The 16839-nt window shown below is 64.4% G+C and carries 13 protein-coding genes; 9 read left to right on the plus strand and 4 right to left on the minus strand.

Going from position 1 to position 16839, the window contains the following annotated elements; genetic code table 11:
- Nucleotides 1-22: 22 nt before the first annotated feature.
- From ERC79_RS09640 to ERC79_RS23005, 3 genes are all read left to right on the plus strand, one after another.
- Nucleotides 23-784 (plus strand): alpha/beta hydrolase, encoded by a 762-nt coding sequence (locus ERC79_RS09640; RefSeq protein WP_131577715.1) that lies wholly within the window; start codon nt 23-25, stop codon nt 782-784.
- Nucleotides 785-1293: 509 nt separating this feature from the next.
- The gene (locus ERC79_RS09650) at nt 1294-3279 is read left to right on the plus strand and encodes an acyl-CoA dehydrogenase family protein (RefSeq protein ID WP_131577716.1); all 1986 of its coding nucleotides are present in this window, start codon (nt 1294-1296) and stop codon (nt 3277-3279) included.
- 20 nt (nt 3280-3299) lie between these two features.
- Nucleotides 3300-3449: a hypothetical protein gene (locus tag ERC79_RS23005; protein ID WP_165497009.1), complete on the plus strand. Its 150-nt coding sequence runs from the start codon at nt 3300-3302 to the stop codon at nt 3447-3449.
- A 153-nt stretch (nt 3450-3602) separates the two neighbouring features.
- Here ERC79_RS23005 and ERC79_RS23255 read toward each other — a convergent pair whose 3' ends face one another.
- Entirely contained in the window at nt 3603-3842 is a 240-nt protein-coding gene (locus ERC79_RS23255) for a hypothetical protein (protein WP_207390452.1), read from the minus strand.
- Nucleotides 3843-4588: 746 nt separating this feature from the next.
- On the opposite strand from ERC79_RS23255, the gene ERC79_RS09660 reads away from it, so the two are divergent.
- The 4 genes from ERC79_RS09660 to ERC79_RS09675 all read left to right on the plus strand — a co-directional run bounded on the left by ERC79_RS09660 (nt 4589) and on the right by ERC79_RS09675 (nt 10460).
- Nucleotides 4589-6169 (plus strand): bifunctional 3'-5' exonuclease/DNA polymerase, encoded by a 1581-nt coding sequence (locus tag ERC79_RS09660; RefSeq protein WP_207390453.1) that lies wholly within the window; start codon nt 4589-4591, stop codon nt 6167-6169.
- Between the two features lie 172 nt (nt 6170-6341).
- Nucleotides 6342-7154: a 23S rRNA (adenine(2058)-N(6))-methyltransferase Erm(46) gene (gene erm(46), locus ERC79_RS09665; protein ID WP_131577719.1), complete on the plus strand. Its 813-nt coding sequence runs from the start codon at nt 6342-6344 to the stop codon at nt 7152-7154.
- 322 nt (nt 7155-7476) lie between these two features.
- A complete protein-coding gene (locus ERC79_RS09670) occupies nt 7477-9156 on the plus strand; it encodes an ABC-F family ATP-binding cassette domain-containing protein (protein WP_347563596.1) in 1680 nt (559 codons plus the stop codon).
- Nucleotides 9153-10460, plus strand: a complete 1308-nt coding sequence (locus tag ERC79_RS09675; RefSeq protein ID WP_242676792.1) for an MFS transporter — start codon at nt 9153-9155, stop codon at nt 10458-10460. Before ERC79_RS09670 ends, ERC79_RS09675 begins: the two co-directional genes overlap by 4 nt.
- 64 nt (nt 10461-10524) lie before the next feature.
- Here the strand turns inward: ERC79_RS09675 and ERC79_RS09680 are convergent, their stop codons facing one another.
- Nucleotides 10525-11667: a DegT/DnrJ/EryC1/StrS family aminotransferase gene (locus ERC79_RS09680; protein ID WP_131577722.1), complete on the minus strand. Its 1143-nt coding sequence runs from the start codon at nt 11665-11667 to the stop codon at nt 10525-10527.
- Nucleotides 11668-12030: 363 nt separating this feature from the next.
- Here ERC79_RS09680 and ERC79_RS09685 point away from each other — a divergent pair, with 363 nt between their 5' ends.
- Both ERC79_RS09685 and eryF read left to right on the plus strand, forming a co-directional pair.
- Nucleotides 12031-13263, plus strand: coding sequence for a class I SAM-dependent methyltransferase (locus tag ERC79_RS09685; protein WP_131577724.1), 1233 nt, complete (start codon nt 12031-12033; stop codon nt 13261-13263).
- Complete coding sequence (gene eryF, locus ERC79_RS09690; RefSeq protein WP_131577726.1) at nt 13260-14477, plus strand: 6-deoxyerythronolide B hydroxylase; 1218 nt, start codon at nt 13260-13262, stop codon at nt 14475-14477. Before ERC79_RS09685 ends, eryF begins: the two co-directional genes overlap by 4 nt.
- 80 nt (nt 14478-14557) lie before the next feature.
- Here eryF and ERC79_RS09695 read toward each other — a convergent pair whose 3' ends face one another.
- Together ERC79_RS09695 and ERC79_RS09700 are read right to left on the minus strand one after the other, a co-directional pair.
- Nucleotides 14558-15559: an aldo/keto reductase gene (locus tag ERC79_RS09695; RefSeq protein WP_131577727.1), complete on the minus strand. Its 1002-nt coding sequence runs from the start codon at nt 15557-15559 to the stop codon at nt 14558-14560.
- Nucleotides 15556-16830 (minus strand): activator-dependent family glycosyltransferase, encoded by a 1275-nt coding sequence (locus ERC79_RS09700; protein WP_131577729.1) that lies wholly within the window; start codon nt 16828-16830, stop codon nt 15556-15558. Before ERC79_RS09700 ends, ERC79_RS09695 begins: the two co-directional genes overlap by 4 nt.
- Nucleotides 16831-16839 lie beyond the last annotated feature (9 nt).

The raw sequence follows: 16839 nt of genomic DNA on the forward strand, positions 1-16839 counted from the left end.
CGCTACAGACAGGAGAACTTGAATGACCATCGCACACAAGCTGGTCGGACACGGCCCCGTGAAGGTGATCGCGCTGCACGGGTGGTTCGGGACGTCCGAGGGCTGGGGCATGCTGCCCGGACTGATCGACGCCGACGCCTACACCTACGCGCTCATCGACTACCGCGGCTACGGCGCCCGCAAGGACGAGACCGGCGAGTACACCCTCGAGGAGATCTCGGCGGACACCCTCGCCCTCGCCGACGAACTCGGCTGGGACCGCTTCGCTCTCATCGGGCACTCGATGGGCGGTGCCGCGGCGCTGCGTGTGCTGGCCGACGCCCCCGACCGCGTCAGCGCGGTGATCGGCATCAGCCCGGTGCCGGCATCCGGCGTGCCGTTCGACGAGGACAGCGCGGCCTTGTTCACCGGTGCCGCGAACGAGGACGGCAACCGCTACGCGATCCTCGACTTCACCACTGGCAACCGCCAGTCCGCGACGTGGCTGCGTCAGATGACGCAGTTCTCGGTGGACTTCTCCGCCCGCGACGCATTCGGTGCGTACCTACAGTCGTGGGCCGGTGCAGATTTCGCCGACGAGCTGCCACAGACGGCCATTCCGGTCAAGGTCATTGTCGGCGAGCACGATCCAGCGCTCGGTGCGGAGACCATCAAGGCCACCTGGATGGCACAGATCCCCCAGTGTGAACTCGATGTGCTGGCGAATGCCGGGCACTACGCAATGTTCGAGACACCCGTTGCGCTGATCACCAGCATCGAGAAGGTGCTCTCGGAACTGAACTGAGCTTCCGGGCAGGGCATCCCGGTGAAGACCGCATCCTGGAAGGACCGTCACAATCGAACCTTGATTCCTCGTGTTCCACGGAACCGGTTCCACGCGAACCGGCCTCACCACGACGCCGAGTCCTTCGTACATGGCGTCGAGTTGGGGACGCTGGATCAACAGCGTCCAGCCGAAGCCGCGGCCCACAAGTGCGCGAGCGGTCGGTCGGCGGACAGCACAATCGCCGACCGCTGGGTTGGCATTCGGGCACGGCGCAGTCCCGGTGACAGGTCGCGGTCATAGACGATCGCGAGATCCAGCTCGACCGACAGCACCCGACGCTCGAACTAGTCCTGGGTGTCCTTTTGGCGCATCGTGTACGCCGGCGGCCTTGCCGAGCTGACGATGATTACCTCCACGTTCGATTCTGGCACCCACCAACCTGCCGCCTTGCCGGGGTTCCGCAAACCCGCGCCGAGGGGAATACTCACCAGTAGGTTCTTCGGTCGCTCTCTACGAGGAGGCTGATCATGGCTGCACCTACCCCGATCACGGAAGAACAGGCTCGAGCGGTCGCCGAGGAAGCGCGGGAGAGCGGCTGGGACAAGCCTTCCTTCGCCAAGGAATTGTTCCTCGGGCGGTTCCGGCTCGACCTCGTCCATCCCTTCCCCCGGCCCGGCTCCGCCGACACGGCTCGAACCGAGACGTTCCTCGCCGACCTCGAACGGTACTGCCGAGGCATGGACGGGTCGGTGATCGAGCGGGATGCGCGCATCCCCGACGAATACGTCGCCGGGTTGACCACACTCGGGTGCTTCGGGCTCAAGGTGCCCACCGAGTACGGCGGACTCGGTCTGTCCCAAGTCGCCTACAACCGCGCACTGATGATCGTGACGTCGGTGCACGGGAGTCTCGGCGCGCTCCTGTCGGCGCACCAGTCGATCGGTGTCCCCGAGCCGCTGAAGCTCGCCGGAACCGAAGAGCAGAAGCGAAAGTTCCTGCCCCGCTGCGCAAAAGGCGCGGTATCGGCATTCCTGCTGACCGAGCCCGACGTCGGATCCGATCCGGCCCGGATGGCGGCCACCGCCACCCCGACCGCGGACGGCGCCTATGTACTCGACGGCGTCAAGTTGTGGACCACCAACGGTGTGGTGGCCGAACTGCTGGTCGTGATGGCGCGAGTGCCGCGCAGCGAAGGTCATCGCGGCGGGATCAGTGCCTTCGTGGTCGAGGCTGACTCGCCCGGCATCACCGTCGAACGCCGCAACGCCTTCATGGGTCTGCGCGGGATCGAGAACGGCGTCACCCGATTGCACGGGGTGCGGGTCCCGGCCGGGAACCTGATCGGGCGCGAGGGGGACGGTCTCAAGATCGCACTGACCACCCTGAACGCAGGCCGGCTGGCGATTCCCGCGATGTGCGCGGCGGCCGGCAAATGGTCGCTCAAGATCGCCCGCGAATGGTCCGCCGAGCGCGTGCAGTGGGGGAAGGCCGTCGGCGAGCACGGCGCGGTCGCGGCCAAGATCGCCTTCATCGCTGCCACCACGTACGCACTCGAGGCGGTGCTGGAACTGTCCGGTCAAATGGCCGACGAGGGCCGCAACGACATCCGCATCGAGGCCGCGCTGGCCAAGTTGTGGGCCAGCGAGATGGCCTGCCGGATCTCCGACGACCTCATCCAGATCCGCGGCGGCCGCGGCTACGAGACGGCCTTCTCGCTGGCCGCCCGCGGCGAGCGCGCGGTACCAGCCGAGCAACAGATGCGGGACCTGCGCATCAATCGGATCTTCGAAGGGTCGAGCGAGATCATGCGACTCCTCATCGCCCGCGAGGCGGTCGACGCCCACCTGACAGCCGCCGGCGATCTGGCCGACCCGAAGGCCGACATGCAGCACAAGGCCCGGGCCGCCGTCGGCGCCAGTGGCTTCTACGCAAGGTGGCTGCCTCACCTGCTATCCGGCAAGGGGCAACTGCCCAACTCGTATGGCGAATTCGGCATGCTGGCAAAGCATCTGAGGTTCGTCGAACGAAGCGCCCGCAAGCTCGCGCGGTCCACGTTCTACGGCATGGCACGCTGGCAGGCCGGCCTGGAGAAGCATCAGTCCTTCCTGGGCCGGATCGTCGACATCGGCGCCGAGCTGTTCGCCATGTCGGCTGCCTGTGTGCGCGCCGAGATGGAACGCACCGAGGATCCTGCGCGGGGCGCGCGCGCCACCGAGTTGGCCGACACCTTCTGCCAGCAGTCCCGGCTGCGCGTCGACCGACTGTTCGCCGCGCTGTGGGAGAACACGGACGATGCCGACCGTCAGATCTCGAGCAACGTGCTCAGCGGCGAGTACACCTGGCTCGAAGCCGGAGTGCTCGACCCGTCCGAGGGCACCGGCCCCTGGATCGCCTCCTGGGCACCAGGCCCGTCGGCTGAGCAGAACATGGCGCGTCGCTATCCCACCGCTGAACCATTGCGACCGGTCATGGATGCCGACGACGCTGGCGCCGCCGGACACCGTGGAGAGTGAGTCTCGTTGCTACACCAAGAGTGACCACACATGTCGCGATCGCGCTGGTGATCTCCCAACGCACCGTCGAGGGAAACGTCGAGCACATCCGCGACAAGCTCGGCTTCACTTCCCCAGATCGGGGCCTGGATCGTCCAGTACGAGGCCGACGCCCGACCGGCCAGGACTGATCACCGCTCCCCACGACCACATACCGGGCCACCGGTCCGCTGGTACTCGCCGCACAGCATCGGTGTTGCTCCCCCAGGTGGGCCATTCGAGCAGGGTTCACCCGGGCTTTTCCGGACTCCAGGGCGCAACGGGACATCTACCCGGAAATCTGCCTAGGGTTGGAGCAGACGCAATGCACCGACGTATCGATCGGCACGAGCCGCGACAGGTACGCAGGTCGGGTACTTGTCGCCGGCAGCGCGGCCGAGGAGCCGCACGCGAGCACCCGACTCGGTTGGACCGCCGACGATCCACGCGAAGCACCACGTGCCACTGTCGAGCGCGATGACCGCGATTCTGCGTGGTGCATAGTCCCAGATCTGCAGCCCTCGCAGAATTGGGCGGGAAATCACGACGGATCCCGTGGATACGGCAGGAGCGGCTGGTCGGAATCGGTGCAATCGTGACCGGCGGCTGTCGTCAATACCGCAGAGAAGATCGAGGCAGATCACATTCCACGCTCCGCACGGTCGATCGCTGCAAGAAGGCGAATCCGAGGGCTGGTTCGCCGCCGACCAAGAAGGGAAATCATGCAGAGTGCCAGAGAAGCCGGCCGAACGGTGCACAACATCTAGCTCCCGACGATCCGAACGGTGCGCCCGATGCCGAATCCAGTGCACACCCTGCACCGGTGCCGGATCATCGTCGTACCTCCTGCCGCAATCTGGTTGGACAACATCAGCATCCTGCATGAGAAAGCGTGCGGACGATCGTAGAAATACCTAGTCACATACCCGTCTTTCTTCCCCGGAGACTCTGATCGGGCCGACAGATACACCGGCAGGTGACCAATGCAGCGCAAGTTCAGTTCATCCAACGGGGTTTCGTCAGTGTCGACCTGGAACCAGCCACACGCCGACCCTCTCTCCAGGAAGCACCGCTTGCTGGATCCGGCTCATCGACAGCGGCTACGCCCGCGGAGGGACTGGATTCATCGACGACACCATCGAACCCCACCTCCATCTCCACCTCGAGGCAACTCGATGTCCGACGACACCACACCGCCGATCCGCCCCGGATTGCATCCGGACTGTGTGCCGGGACGGAGTCGAACCATCTGCGGACGGCGGTGTCGGTGCCTTCGCGCACACTGGTCGACGTGAGAACAGTGCTGGTACCCGACGGCGACGGTGCCATGCTGATTCGGACCGACGACTCCGGCGCGAGGCTCGGCGAGCCGCAGCGAGTATCCGACGTGGTCGCCGCGGTCCGCAAAATCGAGGCCGCCGAACATCCTCGCTGGGTGTGGGAGGACACCACCCGCGTGTATCCGGCGCTGCTGAATGCGGGCGTTCGGGTGCAGCGGTGCCACGACCTGACGCTCACCGGCGCCCTCCTCGACATGCGCGCCGGGCGGTTCGTGCCGATGGCCGGGGCCCCGGTCGATGACCGTCCGGGACTGTTCGACGTCGTCCCGCGGACCGGACCCGACATCCTTCTCGCTCGCCATCATGATCAACTCGCGACGATCGGGGGCGATCCCCGACTCCGTCTGCTGGTGGCCGCCGAGTCTGCCGGTGGGCTCGCGGCAGCGGAGATGAGTCACGACGGGCTTCCGTTCTCGGAGGCCGCGCACCGGACGCTACTGGAACGAGCGCTGGGGCCACGGACACCGGACTCTGTGCTGCCCGACCGACTGCGCGAGCTGGCGACCGAGGTGAGTTCGGCCTTCGGGCGTACGGTCAACCCGGCGTCGCAGGTGGAGGTGGTGGCTGCGTTCGCGCGGGAGGGCATCGAACTGCACTCGACTCGGGCGTACCTGCTGCGCGAGGTCGACCACCCTGCCGTCGAGCCGCTGCTGCGGTATCGCGATCTGGCGAAGTTGCACGCCGCCAACGGCTGGACATGGCTCGACGCGTGGGTGCGCGGCGACCGCTTCCGGCCCGTGTATGTGCCCGGCGGTGTGGTGTCCGGTCGTTGGGCCAGCAGAGGGGGTGGCGCCCTGCAGATTCCGAAAACGTTGCGCTCGAGCGTCATTGCCGACTCCGGCCACACTCTGGTGATTGCGGACGCCGGCCAGCTCGAGCCCCGCATCCTCGCGGCGATGTCCACCGATCCGCGCATGATGGCCGCAGCGGGCGCGGACGACCTCTATTCCCCGGTCGCCGCCGAGGCGTTCGGTGGCGACCGGGACAAGGCGAAGGTCGCGATCCTCGGCGTTCTGTACGGTGCAACCGCAGGAGAAGCCCGAGCGCTACTCGGCCTGCTGCGCAAGCGTTTTCCGACGGCTGTCCAGTTCGTCGAGGACGCCGCGCGTGCTGGCGAACGCGGTGAGGTGGTGCACTCGTGGCTGGGCCGCGCATGCCCGCCGCCGGACGACTCTTGGTGGTCGAACGGCGACGCACACGCCCGCGGACGCTTCACCCGCAACTTCGTCGTACAGGCCACCGCGTCGGAGTGGGCGCTGTGCCTGCTCGCGGATCTGCGCCGACGGCTGTCCGCCAGCCCCGGCGACGGCGAGCTCGTGTTCTTCCAGCACGATGAGGTGATGGTGCACACCAGTCGCCCCGAGGTAGCGGCCGGGCACGTACTCGCTGCTGCGACGTCGGCGACGCGACTTCTGTTCGGTGATACCGCAGTCCGGTTTCCGATGGACGTGGAGATACGGGACTGTTACGCCGAACCCGCGCCATCGAACACCGGATGCTCATCAGCCGCGAAGACGCAAGTGCGGTCGTAGCCATGCTGTATGGTGCGACCGTGGGGAATACAAGTATTGCAGTGACCAGGATCCGCCGCTTCTAGCGGCGGAACGCGAACCTTCGACACGCTCCGTCGCTTTCAGCACGTCAGTTGCTGGGCGGCGTCTTGATGCTGCCCGGGCCACCCCGATACTGCCCGGAGTTCAATTCATGCCTACTTACCGTGCCGGCCGTCATGAGTTCGGCCAGAACTTCCTCACCGACCGCAAAACGGTCGACACGATCGTCGACCTCGTATCCCGAACGGACGGGCCCATCGTCGAAATCGGATCCGGTGGTGGTGCGTTGACGCTGCCCCTGCAGGCCTTGCGCAGGCCGATCACTGCGATCGAGATCGATCCACGACACGCGCGAACACTCCAGCGTCGGGTCGACGCTGGCACGACAATCGTGCACGGCGACTTCCTGCAGTACCGATTGCCGCGAACCCCACACACCATTGTGGGAAACCTGCCGTTTCACCAAACCACCGCAATACTGCGGCGAATACTGCACGCCGAGCACTGGACTGCAGCAGTTCTGCTGGTGCAGTGGGAAGTCGCGCGGCGCCGTGCGGCAGTCGGTGGAGCCACGATGATGACCGCTCAGTGGTGGCCGTGGTACGAGTTCGCACTGGCCGGCAAGGTGTCCGCTTCGGCTTTCACGCCGCAACCCGGAGTTGACGCCGGACTGATGACAATCACACGCCGGATAGTCCCACTCGTAGACCCCGGTCTACGTCGCCGATACAACACCTTCGTCCACGCTGTCTTCACCAGTAAAGGCCGCGGCCTTCATGAGATCTTACCGAGGGTGGCCGGCGCCTCAGCCAAGACCGCGGTCAAGAAATGGCTTGCTGGCCAAAGATTTCGGGACATCCCGCTCCCGCGGGATCTCTCCGCCGAACAGTGGTCTGAACTGTTCACAATCATCCACCAAGACTCCCCTGCCGCCGACCGGAGTCGGGCCGGGTTCCGGCGATGACACACCTACACCGGTTATCGGCAATGCGCTGGATCGGGCGGAGGCCTGACCAGGGGGTCGGTCCGTCGTAGAAGTCGCCATACCGACTGATGCCAGCTAATTCCGTGGCAACCTTTCGGCGTCTCAGCTAAGGTTCAGCACATGTATGTAGGCACCGCGTTGATGAAGCCGTGGTCGCACCGCTAACGGCGGCGACCCGATTTCCAACGAACTTCTGACGCCGCCGTCCGGGTAGTAGTACCGGGCGGTATTTCGTGCTGTCCCGGCTCCATCCTCGAGCTTCGGAGAATCAGTGTCTATTTCCCATACAGGCCAACGCGGTCTGTCCGCGCCCAGCCACGCGCGCGAACACCCCGCACCCACGGGCCATCTGCCTGCGGGCGTGCATGCACACATCCGAGCGACCTCGGTCCACGTCACCCTCGGGTCGCGGCCGGTTCTGAGGGACGCCTCCGTCACAGTGTCGACCCGCTCCCGGCTTGCGATCGTCGGGGAGAACGGGCGCGGTAAGACCACACTGCTGCATGTACTCGCGGGGCTTCTGCAACCCGACAGCGGTACCGTCAGCCGAGTCGGCACGATCGGTGTGGCTCAGCAGGCCATACCTTTCCGCTCGGGCGAGACCGTCGGCACGCTCGTCGCCGAAACCATCGAGCCGGCCCTGCAGGCACTGCAGGACCTCGACACAGCAACGATCTTGCTCACCGACGGAGCGCCGGGAGCCGACGACGCCTACGCGGCAGCGCTGGAAGCCGCCACCGTGCTCGATGCCTGGGATACCGAACGCCGCGTCGACATCGCACTGGCAGCGCTGCATGCGTGTACGGACCGAGAACGCCCATTGGAGACGCTCTCGGTAGGGCAACGGTATCGAGTTCGTCTGGCCTGCCTGCTCGGTGCCACACAGGACATCCTGCTGTTGGATGAGCCGACGAATCACCTCGACAGGGATGGCCTGGACTTCCTCACCGAAAGCCTCCGGACCCATTCGGGCGGCATGGCCATCGTCAGTCACGACCGTGCACTCCTGCACGATGTCGCCGAAGAGTTCCTCGATCTGGACCCGAGCCAGGACGATCGTCCTCAGGTCTTCGCCGGTGGCTACGCAGGTTGGCAGGAGGGACGTCGTCGGGCCCGTGACCGGTGGGAGAACGAGTACGAAAACCAGCTCGCCGAGCATGCGCGCCTGCAGGAAGCGGTCGCGGGTGCTCGCGACCGGCTCAGCACCGGTTGGCGACCCGAGAAGGGACATGGCAAGCACCAACGGCAATCCCACGCACCAGGCCTGGTCCAGGCACTCAAACGACGCCAATCCGATCTCGAGGCACACACCATCACCGTGCCGGAGCCTCCCCTGCGACTGCGCTTTCCCGAACTAACCGTCCGTCCCGGAACGCCACTGCTCCGCGGCGACAACATCACCGTGGCGGGGCGACTGGATTCCCCCGTCTCGCTCTCCCTGGATGCGGGTGAACGCCTCCTGGTCACCGGCCGGAACGGTGCCGGCAAATCCACGCTACTGACCGTGCTGGCTGGCGATCTGGAGCCGTCCACCGGAAACGTCAACCGTCATGCCGCCGCCCGAGTCGCCCTCATCGGCCAAGAAGTTCCGGCCTGGGACCCCGAGCTGACTGCGCAGGAACTCTATGAGCGCCACATCCGCAGCCTCAACCTGCACAACAACATCGAACCGATACCACTGACATCGACAGGGCTGCTGGAGAAGCAATCACGACGCACACCTGTTGGGCGCCTCTCCCAGGGACAACAGCGCAGACTCCATCTCGCGATGCAGCTCGCCTCCCGCCCCAATCTGCTCATCTGCGACGAACCTACGAACCACCTGTCGGTGTCCCTGGTCGACGAACTCACCGCTGCACTGTCGGAAACCCCGGCCGCTGTCGTCGTGGCCACTCATGACCGGCAGATGCTCACCGACCTCGCACACTGGCCCCACCTTTCCCTGACATCCGAAGCCGTCGACAACGAGGAGCTCTCGTGACAAGTGACCGCCTGCGCATTCCGGTGCTCGTTCCTCTGCAGCGCCGCCACTACCAGTTGCTGTTCGCCTCGATGGTGCTCACCCTGTTCGGTGTCGGCGCCTGGGCCATCTATCTCGCGATGCAGACCCTCGCGCTGGACGCGACACCCGCAACCCTCTCGAGCGTGGTTGCCTGGACCGGTGTCGGCTTGCTCGTTTGCTCCCTGATCGCGGGGGTGGTGGCCGACCGCGTGGCGCACAGATCAGTCCTCCTAGCTGTTCTGGTAGTCAACCTCGCGGTCACGCTCACGATCGGCATCCTGGCATTTGTCGGTCACATCCAGATCTGGCAGCTATCGGTGTCAGCATTCGTGCTCGGCGCGTCCACCGCCTTCTTCTTTCCCGCCTACACCGCGATGGTCCCCACGCTCGTCCCCACCGAGGACCTCATGGCGGTCAACGGACTCGAAGGCGCGACTCGGCCCACGGTTCAGCAGGCACTCGCCCCGGCGCTTGTCGGCGCACTGATCGGGGCCACCATCCCGGCCGCGGGCGCATTCATGATCGCTGCCGCCTACGCGCTGGCACTCGTGATCGTCCTCGGACTGCCGACGCGGCCGAGAGAAGAGTCTCAGCACCCGAATCCCCTCCGGGACCTCGTCGGCGGATTCGCGTACGTCATACGGACACCGTGGGTCCTCTCGAGCGTTGCCTTCGCCGCCGTCATGGGATTGCTCGTCACCGGGCCGCTCGAGGTTCTGCTACCAGCCCTGGTTCGCGAAGCCCACGGACCAGGCGTCTACGGACTTCTCGTCGCAGCCCTCGGTGCCGGCGGCCTCGTCGGGTCCATGGCCATGGGGTCGATCACCATGCCTCTCCGCTACCTGTCCACCATGATCGGAGCCTGGGCGATCGGCTGCCTTCCCCTCTCACTCGTCGCCTTCACGTCCAATCCCTGGATCCTCGGCCCGGCCCTCTTCTTCTACGGTGGGATGATCGGAGCCGGCATGGTCATCTGGGGAACGCTCCTGCAAGAGCGAGTTCCCCTCAAGTTGCTCGGGCGGGTCGCCAGCCTGGACTTCTTCATCTCGATCGCCTTCATGCCTGTGTCCATCGCAATGGTTGGACTACTCGCCGATCGCGTTTCCCCGGGAACATTGTTTCTTGCAGCAGGATTCGGCCCGATATGCATGGCCGCACTCATCGCCGGTGTCGCCGCGCTCCCTGCCGTGAAACGGCGAAGCAACGTCGTCGATGCCACGCCCGACACCACGGACGAGGCGCTCCCACCAACGACCCCGACAGAAGGTGCTGCGGCGAAGTGACGCCCTGATGCTCGGGGAAACCGTTGCCGGATACTGACGCGCAAGCCGCGCCAGTATCCGGCAACTAGTATCGAACTTCGAATCCAGCATCGCCCAAGCGCTTTGCGCCGGACGACCGAGCGATAGCAGCGACGATATGGTTGGCCGCAGCAGTCGACAGATGGGGGCCGATCGGAAGACTGAGAACCTCCCGGGAAAGGGCCTCGGCTATCGGAAACGCACCCTTCCGTAATTCCATGTCAGCATAGGCAGGCGAAAGATGGACAGGAGTCGGATAGTGGATGAGGGTGTGGACTCCCGCAGCCTCCAAATCTCGCATGACAAGGTCTCTGTCCTGAGCTCGAAGGACGTAGAGGTGCCAGGCTGGTTCCGCCCACGGCAAGGGTTCCGGCGTTACGATCCCGAGAAGACCCTGCAACTCAGCCCGGTAAATCGCCGCTACAGCCGACCTGCGAGTGTTCCATTCGTCGAGATGGGTGAGTTTGACGCGAAGTACGGCGGCCTGGAGTTCGTCGAGTCGGGCATTGGTGCCACGGATCTCGTGAACGTACTTTTCCGTCGAACCATAGTTGCGCAGTAGTCGGATGCGCCTCGCCAGCGCCGCGTCGGTCGTGACGACCGCACCGCCGTCGCCCATTGCTCCGAGGTTCTTGCCCGGGTAGAAACTGAATGCGGCAGCCGTGGATCCAGCGCCGATTCGCCGACCTCGGTGGCGAGCGCCGACCGCCTGCGCGGCGTCCTCGACGATAGCGAGACCGTACCGCTCGGCAATTGGCCGCAACACGTCGAGGTCTGCCGGGTGGCCATAGAGATGCACCGGGAGAATCGCCACGGTGCGTGGGGTGATCGCCTGCTCCACCAGTCCGGGGTCGAGAGTGTAGGTCACCTGGTCCGGCTCGACCGGCACCGGAATCGCGCCCACCTTCGACACTGCCAGCCATGTGGCGATGAAAGTGTGGGACGGCACGATCACCTCGTCGCCCCGGCCGATGCCCAGCGCAAGTAGGCTCAGTTCCAAAGCATCGCAACCACTTCCAACCGTCACGCAGTACGCGTTCTCACAGTATGTGGCAAATTCCTTCTCGAAAGCCTCGTTCTCCGGACCGTGCAAGTACCGCCCCGAGCCGAGTACGCGCTGACACGCCTGGTCGATGTCCGCCCGTAGTTCGAGATATGCAGCCGAAAGATCGAGGAATGCGACATCCATGCGCGCGGCCGTCCCAGCTTGTGGTCGTGTTGGACATGTTCAGTGTTCGGTCGCGGACTCGAAATTCCGCTTTCATGCTCGAACAAGCACTACCAAGAAGGTCCGCTCGGTGCAACACAATTCTGCAAGCTCTCTCGAGACGTCTCGATTCGCAGTCCTTCGAAGTCCCGCTCGAGGCGCTTCCTCCTTCACCGGAGTTCAGGTAGTCCCTTCGGAGGCGCCGGCAATCGAGATGGATGTCACGACACGTCACGTAGCGACGACTATTCGTGCAGCGAAAGCAGCTGGAGATGACGTAAATAAATGCGGCAATAGAACCAAAACACCTGACAATAAGTGAGGGAACTGGTTACGATCTCGAGCGTGGGGCTAATCACATGCCGAATCTGCGGAAATTCCGACCTCGAGACCGTGCTCAATCTAGGAGATCAGTCACTGACGGGGGTATTCCCCCGAAGTCGCGACGACGTCGTTCCTTCGGTCCCGCTCGAACTGGTCAAATGCGCACCGCCGGGCTGCGGCTTGGTTCAGCTGCGCGACACAGCTGACTTCGGGTTGATGTACAACGAGGGCTATGGCTACCGATCCGGTATCCGCCCGTTCATGATCAACCACCTGCATGACAAGGTCGCGGTGCTGCGCAACAGGGTGGAAGTGAGCCCGGACGACCTCGTGGTCGACATCGGTAGCAACGACTCCACACTGCTGCGCGGATATCTGCCCGATGCACCGAAGCTGGTCGGCTTCGACCTGATCGGTGAGAAGTTCCGCGATCTGTATCCGCCCGAGGCCGACCTGATCGCCGGCTTCTTCTCGGCTGACGCCTTCACTGAGCGTTACGGCGACCGGCGTGCCAAGATCGTCACCTCCATCGCGATGTTCTACGACCTGCCCGAACCGATGCGGTTCATGCAGGATGTGCACGACATCCTCACCGACGATGGACTCTGGCTGATGGAGCAGAGCTACCTGGCTTCCATGCTGGAGGCCGGCGCCTACGACGTGGTCTGCCACGAGCACCTCGAGTACTACGCGCTGGCGCAGATCGAGTGGATGGCGCAGCGCACCGGTTTGAAGGTGATCTCCGCCGACATCACCGACGTATACGGCGGCAGTCTGTGCGTCGTACTGGCCAAACAGGGCAGTGACCATCGGGTTGACGAGGCGGGCCTGCAGAGTATCCGCACCCGCGAGGCGTCCGCGAAGCTGGACACCCTGGCGCCGTACGAGGAATTTGCCCGCAGTGCCGAGCGTCAGCGCGACCAGCTGGTGGATTTCCTGGCTGCGTCGCGCATCGCGGGAAAACTGACGCTGGGCTACGGCGCGTCGACCAAAGGAAACGTCATTCTCCAGTACTGCGGGCTGACCGAAGCGGACCTACCCTGCATCGGCGAGGTGAGTCCGGAAAAGTCAGGGTGTTACACCCCCGGCACGGGAATCCCGATCGTTTCGGAGGAGGAGGCCAAGGCGCGCCGTCCCGACCAGCTACTGGTGCTTCCTTGGATATACCGTGACGGATTTATCGAACGCGAGAAAGAATTCCTCGCAAACGGCGGAAAGCTGATCTTCCCACTACCACAGCTGGAAGTCATGTGACGACGATTCCGCCTGCGCTCGACAGTGATGCTTTCCATGTCGACCGGTACCAGAATTATGCTTCCCTGCGGGAGACCGCACCGGTCACACCGGTTCGCTTCCTCGGCCAGGACGCGTGGCTCATCACTGGATATGAGGAGGCCAAATCGGCGCTGACCGATTTGCGCCTCAGCAGTGACCCGAAGGCGACGTACTCGGGTGTGGAGGCCGAGTTTCCCGCCTATCTCGGCTTCTCCGACGAGGTTCGGCACTACTTTGTCAACAACATGGGCACCAGCGACCCGCCAACCCACACCCGGCTGCGCAAGCTGGTGTCCCAGGCGTTCAATGTGCGCCGAGTGGAGGCTATGCGGCTCAGCATCGAGCGGATCACCGCACAATTGCTCGACGAGCTCGGCAACGCCGGTGAGGTCGACATCGTTGATCGGTTCGCCCATCCGCTGCCTATCAAGGTCATATGTGAGCTGTTGGGTGTAGAGGAGCAGTACCGCGGCGATTTCGGCCGTTGGAGTTCGGAGATCTTGATCATTGATCCGGAGCGGGCTCGACAGCGCGGACAGGCCGGTCGCGAAGTCGTCGACTTCATCCTCGACCTCGTCGAGCGGCGCCGCACCGAACCCGCCGATGATCTTCTCTCGGCGCTGATCAAGGTGCGCGACGACGACAATGATCAGCTCAGCGCAGACGAACTCGTCTCGATATCACTGGTGTTGCTGCTGGCGGGATTCGAGGCATCGGTGAGCCTCATCGCGATCGGTATCTATCTGCTGCTCACGCATCCGGACCAGCTCGCCCTAGTTCGACAGAACCCGGCGGCGCTGCCCAATGCAGTCGAGGAAATCCTGCGCTACATTGCACCGCCTGAGATCACCACTCGGTTCTCCACCGCGGAGGTAGAGATCGGCGGAGTAACGATCTCGCCGTACAGCACCGTGCTCATCGCCGGTGGTGCGGCCAACCGCGACCCCAAGCAATTCCCAGACCCTGATCGCTTCGACATCACTCGTGATACCCGAGGCCATCTCACATTCGGGCACGGCATCCACTTCTGCCTAGGCCGACCGCTGGCCAAGCTCGAGGGCGAGGTGGCATTGCGTTCGTTGTTCGATCGCTTCCCTCGGCTGTCGCTCGGGATCGATGCCGAAGATGTCACCTGGCGGAGGTCGCTGCTGCTGCGCGGCATCGACCAGCTTCCTGTTCGACTGGATGGTTGAGGTTCGAACAGCCAAGCGGGTGTGCCGATCCTGCCCTCGTCACGCACGACGGATGCTTTTCATGAGTGCGCGGCATCCAGTTACTGCAGCCAGGCTTCGGGCGCAGGACCCCCGGATGCCACGGCTGGGAAGATCGCGTCCAGTTCGGAAGCTTCTTCCTGGCACAGGGTCATCTCAGCGGCTCGCAGCGCTGAGTCCAGCTGCCCACGGGTACGCGGGCCGACTACGGCTCCGGCAATGCCAGGCTGCGACAGCACCCAGGCCAACCCGATCTCGGCGGGATCCACACCGCGGTTCCGGCAGAACTTCTCGTACTCCTCGATGGCCGGGCGCAGGGTAGGCAGTAGTACCTGTGCACGCCCCTGAGCCGATTTCACCGCAGTGCCTGCCGCGAGCTTCTCGAGCGCTCCACTGAGCAAACCACCGTGCAGCGGCGACCACGCGAACACACCGAGCCCGTAGGCCTGGGCAGCGGGCAGCACCTCCAGCTCGGCGTGCCGCACGGCCAGGTTGTACAGGCACTGGTGCGAGACCATGCCCAGTGAGTTACGGCGTGCGGCGTTTTCCTGGGCGGCGGCGATGTGCCAGCCGGCGAAGTTGGATGAACCGACGTAGCAGACCTTCCCGCTCGCGACCAGGAGGTCCATCGCTTGCCACACCTCGTCCCAGGGCGCGGTCCGGTCGATGTGGTGCATCTGGTAAATGTCGATGTGATCGACACCCAGTCGGCGCAACGATCCTTCGCACGCCGCAACAATGTGCCGTGCAGACAGGCCGCGGTCGTTGATCCGATCACTCATCGGTTCACCTACTTTTGTTGCCAGCAAGATACTTTCGCGGCGGCCACCACCCTGGGACAGCCACTTGCCCACCAGGCCCTCGGTATGCCCCTTGCTGATCCGCCACCCATAGATGTCGGCGGTATCGAAGCAGTTGATGCCTCGGTCACGGGCGTGATCCATGAGCCGGAACGCCGCATCGTCGTCGACGCGTCCGCTGAAGTTCACGGTGCCCAACCACAATCGGCTGGTGAGCAACGCGGAACGCCCAAGTTGCACGTAAGACCCAGTATCGAAGGTCATTTCGAGTTTCTCCTGTTCGAGGACAGTTCCTCACATATCTTGACGACATCGGCCGGTGACGGCTCCGCAAGCATGTCCTCGCGCAGGTGCATCGCGCGGGATCGGTAGCCGGGGTCGTCGAGCACCCTCTGTACCGCCTCCCGTAGTTTGTCAGCGGTCAGTTCCGGAGCGGGCACCGTGATACCTGCTCCGTAGTCCTGCGTTCGTTGAGCGCGGATGTCGGTGTCCCAACCATCCGGAAGAATCACTTGTGGCACACCGAAAATGGCCGCAGTATGCCAACTACCCGGCCCTCCGTGATGCACTGTGGCGGCACACGTGGGCAGCAGGGCGTGCATCGGGACGAACCCGACCGCGCGGACGTTTGCTGGAAGATGCGAGACGCCATCGAGCTGCTGTTCGTCGAAGGTCGCAATGATCTCGGCGTCGATATCACCGATTGCTCCCAGCAGATCCTCGATAGAGACCTGACCGATGTTGTTCTCGCGACTGGAGATTCCCAACGTGAGGCAGACCCGTCGACGCTCAGGCTCATCGTGCAGCCATTCCGGTACCACCGATGGCCCGTTGTAGTCGACGTAGCGCATCCCGACGGTGCGGGCTCGGGTGTCGAGCCGGATTGCCGCCGGGGCGGGGTCGATCGTCCATCGCCCGACGACAAGCTCCTCATCGAAGGGCTCCGGGGCTGAACCGCCGAACTTCCTCAGTGTCCAGGTGAGCCATTCAGCGAGTGGATCCTCCCGATGCTCTGCAGGTTGCTCCGGCAGCAGTTCGAGGAAGTTCTGCCGAGCCCTGGTGGTGATGTCCGGTCCCCAAAGCAGCCGTGCGTGCGGCGTGCCCGTCACCGCTGCGGCAATAGGCGCGGCGAAGGTCAACGGCTCCCAGATGATCAGATCCGGCTTCCACTTTCTGCAGAACGAGATCATGCCCTCGATCAATGAGTCGGGACTCATCAGGGCATAGAAGGTCGGGGTGAGCACGGTCTGCACGCCGAGCAGGTGATCCCAGGTCAGCGTGGCCGGGTCCTGCTCGCTGAAGTCCAGGTTCCGGACGTAGTCGATGATGTCGTGGCCGGCGTGCGTCATGAAATCGACGAGGTCGACGTCGGCGCCCACCGGGACGGCGGTCAACCCGGCGGCAGTGATGTCCTCGGTGAGCGCCGGCGAGGCGACCACGCGAACCTCGTGCCCGGCCGCGCGGAATGCCCAGGCAAGGGGAACGAGGCCGAACAGATGACTCTTGCTCGCCATGGCAGAAAAGACGATACGCATCGGCGTTAC

Origin of the sequence: Rhodococcus sp. ABRD24, assembly GCF_004328705.1 — a bacterium.
In the GTDB taxonomy this organism is placed as follows: Bacteria; Actinomycetota; Actinomycetes; order Mycobacteriales; family Mycobacteriaceae; genus Prescottella.